Annotated in this window: 1 protein-coding gene; it reads right to left on the minus strand. The window is 68.1% G+C overall.

Features of this window, described 5'->3' with window-relative positions:
* Positions 1 to 3,013 (minus strand): DUF6531 domain-containing protein (locus HYG95_RS25030; protein WP_305082205.1); only part of this gene is annotated, 3,013 nt, incomplete at its 3' end.
* Positions 3,014 to 3,902: the final 889 nt, after the last annotated feature.

The raw sequence follows: 3,902 nt of genomic DNA on the forward strand, positions 1-3,902 counted from the left end.
GGGGTGGTACTCCCAGCGGGTTGCGCTGGTGGCGGTGGTGGCTTCGATCAGGTGGGTGTCGTCCCAGGTGTAGTCGGTGCGGTCGAGGACGGTGCCGTCGGTGGCGAGGTGTTGTTTGGTGGTGCGGGAGGTTGGATTCGGGGTCGTGGAATTGGCCGGGGAATCGGAGGGGGGTGGTTGAGGTGCCATGCCAGGTTGTTTTGCCCCAGAGGGTGGTTTCGGCGGTGGCGGTGGTTTCGGCGGTGGCGGGGTCGATGAGCTCGGTGGGGGTGCCGGCGAGGTCGGTGATGATCGCACGGAACTCGGAGGTGGCCGGGTCTTCGACGGATTGGGTGAGTGGGGTGTGGGTGCCGGGGTGGTACTCCCAGCGGGTTGCGCTGGTGGCGGTGGTGGCTTCGATCAGGTGGGTGTCGTCCCAGGTGTAGTCGGTGCGGTCGAGGACGGTGCCGTCGGTGGCGAGGTGTTGTTTGGTGGTGCGGCGGCCGAGGGCGTCGTAGGTGTAGCGCCACCACTGCCGGTCCGGGGTGTAGACGTCGGTCAGCTGGTCGAAGCTGTTGTAGCGGTAGTGCCAGGTGCGTGCGCCGGTGGTTTTGCGGATGAGGCGACCGGCGGGGTCGTGGTGGTATTCGGTGTCGCTGTCGCGGACCAGCAGGTTGTCGCGGTATTCACGGGCGGTGCCGGTGATGTTGCCGAGCGGGTCGTAGCCGTAGCGCTCGGTGAGGTGATCGTTGCGGGCGACGGTGGTGACACGGCCGCGGACATCGAGGGTGTAGTCGTGGTGCGTGACCGGGATGTTCGGGCGGCTGACAGCGTGGGCGGTGAGGTATCCGTCTGCGCGATAAAGGAATTCGTCGCGGCGGAGGTGGCGCGGCGCGGGTCGTGCGGGCCGGTCGAGATCGAGGGACACGAGCCGGGTGGGGAAGCCGATGACCTCCTGGCCGACGAGCTGTCCGCGCGCGCTGACAGCGCGGTCGACCGCGATCTCGCCGGTGCGCCAGCGGGTGAGGTGCCCGGCGAGGTTGTACTCGAAACTGACGTCGTGGTCGCCGACGCCGAGCCGATCGACGCGTCCGGTCAGGTCGTGATGCCAGGTGGTTTCGACCCCGGTCGGGCTGGTGCGGGCGATCCGGCGCGCATGCTGGTCGTAGCCGAATCGCATCGGCGGCCGGTTGTCGATCTGCTCGGATTCGAGCAAACCCGTTGCACCGTAGGTGTATTCGATGACGTGATGGTGCTTGTCACCGTTGCCGGTGCTCGCGGTGAGCACCCGGCCCGCGGGGTCGTGGGTGTAGCGGATCCAGTCGCCGTCGTCGGTGGTGATCTCGGTGCACCTGCCGAGAACGTCGTAGCGGTGGTGGCGGCTGATCCCGGTCGCCGGGGTGATGGTGGTGACTCGACCCGCGGAATCCCACGTGTACGTGGTTCGTGTCGCGCTGTAATCGGTTTCGGCGACGAGGCGGCCCGCTTGGTCGTATTCGTAGGTCCAGGTCTGGCCGAGCGGATTGTGCACTGCGGTGAGGCGACGTTCGGAGTCCCATTCGTAGCGGGTGAGCGATCCGTCGGGATCGCGACGTGACCGCAGGAGGTCGAACGCGCCGTAGGAGTAGGTGGTGACGCCCCCGGCGGGGTCGGTGTGGGCGACGATATTGCCTTCGCCGTCGTAGGCCCACGACTCGGCCCGGTTGTCGGGATCGGTTCTGCGCAGCAGGTTTCCGGCGGGCGACCACTCGTAGGTGGTCACCGCGCCGGTGGGGTCGACGGTTCGGATCGGGCGCCCCGCGGCGTCACGGTCGATGCGGGTCGTCGCGCCGAGCGGATCGATCAGGACGATCGGCAGACCGGCGGCGTCGGTGTGGATGGTGGTGCGCGCGCCGTCGACCAGCACGCTGGCCAACGCGCCCGAGGGATGGTAGGTGAACTCGGTGCGGGAACCGGCGGGATCGACAGCGGCGGTCAGATCGCCGTTGTCGGACCATTCCCGACGGTGCACCGAACTGTCGGCGGTGGTGATGGTGCTCGGGCGGTGGCGCCAGACGTAGTCGTACTCGAGCGAAACACCGTCCGGGCGAACGATTTCCACCGGGTCGCCCGCGCCGTTGTAGCGGTAGGTGGTTGTCGTGGCCGGGTCGGGACCGGTGACGGTCAGTGGTTTGCGTTCGGCGTTGTAGTCGGTGTGGAAATGGGCGCCGTCGGGGGTGACCCGATCGCGCAATTGCAACTCGCGGTCGAACCCGTGGGTAGTGACGGCGCCGAGGGAGTCGGTGACGGCGGTGAGTCTGCCCGCACCCCCGGGGAAATCCACATAGGCGAAGTCACAGTTCAGGATGTCCGCGGTGCCGCGCTGATGGACCACACGACCGGCATCGTCGTAGGTGTTGACCATCTGGTTGCCGTTCGAATCGGTCCACGAGGTCATCCGGTGCTCGGCGTCGTAGGTGTACCGGGTCGTCGCCGAGTCGGCATTGGTGACCGAGGTCAACAACCCTGCCGTATAACCGAATTCGCGCACAGGTAGCCCGTGCTCGCCGTCGGTGAGCAACACCAGACCGGTGACACGGCCGCGCGCGGACTCGACGCGTACCCGGTAACCGCCGGAGTGCGACACCTCGACCGGCACCCCGTCGGCGTCGTAATGGAACCGGATGCGGTTGTGGTGACGGTCCGTGATCGCCGAAACCGCGAAGTTGCCGAGCTCGACATCGAGATTGTCGAGGTGGGCTTCCGGGGCGAAATGCCAGATCAGCTCGCGGCGTTGATCCCACACGCGGTAACCGCCCGCGTCGGTGCGGGTCAGCGTCCAGGACTGGCCGTCGGTGAGCGGCCGCACCGGTTCACCCACCTCCGCGTGCGGGTAGGCGAGCATGATGCCCTCGTCGCCGAGGAACGTGACACCGTCCTCCGACACGACGACGCGGGCATCGAGGGTCGACGACCACGACGGCCCGAACCACCGCCCGAAACGGTAGTTCGAATGATGCGAACGGCGCAGCACCAGCGGCAGCACCCCCGGCAACTCCAGATCCGTTTCCGGCAGCAGGAATTCGCCGGTGCTGATATCGACGGGGTCGGTGGAACAGGTCTTCTGATCGGGGGTGCGATCGTGCTCGGCCCCGGACTTACGCGCCTCGTCGTGAGCGTCACTGTCGGCGTCCGCCCGGTCTTTCGCGGTCGGAGTGTCGGCGTCCGGGTCGCGGTCCTTACTGGTCTCCTGGTCGCGATCGGGTGTGCGGTCGTTCGGTGATTCGCGATCGGTGCCGTTGTCGGGATCACGGTCTGGGCTGCGATCGGTAGGTGTGTCGCGATCGGGAGTTCGATCGGTGGTGGTCTCCGGGTCGCGGTCGGGTGATCGGTCGGTGGGGGCGTCGTGGTCCGAACGGCGATCGTCGCGGTCCGGTGTGTGATCCGTGGGCGAGGCGCGGTGTGGGTCGGGAGTGCGATCGGCCGGGGTGTTCGGATCGCGGTCCGGGGTTCGCTCGGTGGTGTTCGGATCGCGACCTGGGCTGCGGTCGGTGGGCGCGTCGCGGTCCGAGGCGGGTGAACGGGTGGGGGCGTCCGAATCGCGGTCTGGCTGTAGGCGGGAGGAGGTGTCGGGAGTGTTTTCGGGCGCGCGGTCCCTCGGTGTTGCGTCGGGATGGTGCGTTGGGTTCGTGCCCTCATCGACGGGACGACGCGGTCCTCGGTCGGGAATGCCGGTGGGAGAGTGCGGGCGAGCCGGCTGGGCGGTGTGAGCGCGCGATGTGTCGGGGCGGCTGGCGGTGACCGGTGAGTTCCCGTTCGGGCGGGCCGACGTGTCGGGGGAGACGCCCGCGCGTGGGGGGTCCAGGGTCGGTCGTGACGGGGTTGGTGAATCAGGTTGTCGGTGTGCGGATGTCGTATCGGGCCGGGTCGGTGACTGTGGGGTG

Source organism: Nocardia sp. GTS18, assembly GCF_013839555.1.
Classification (GTDB): Bacteria; Actinomycetota; Actinomycetes; order Mycobacteriales; family Mycobacteriaceae; genus Nocardia; species Nocardia rosealba.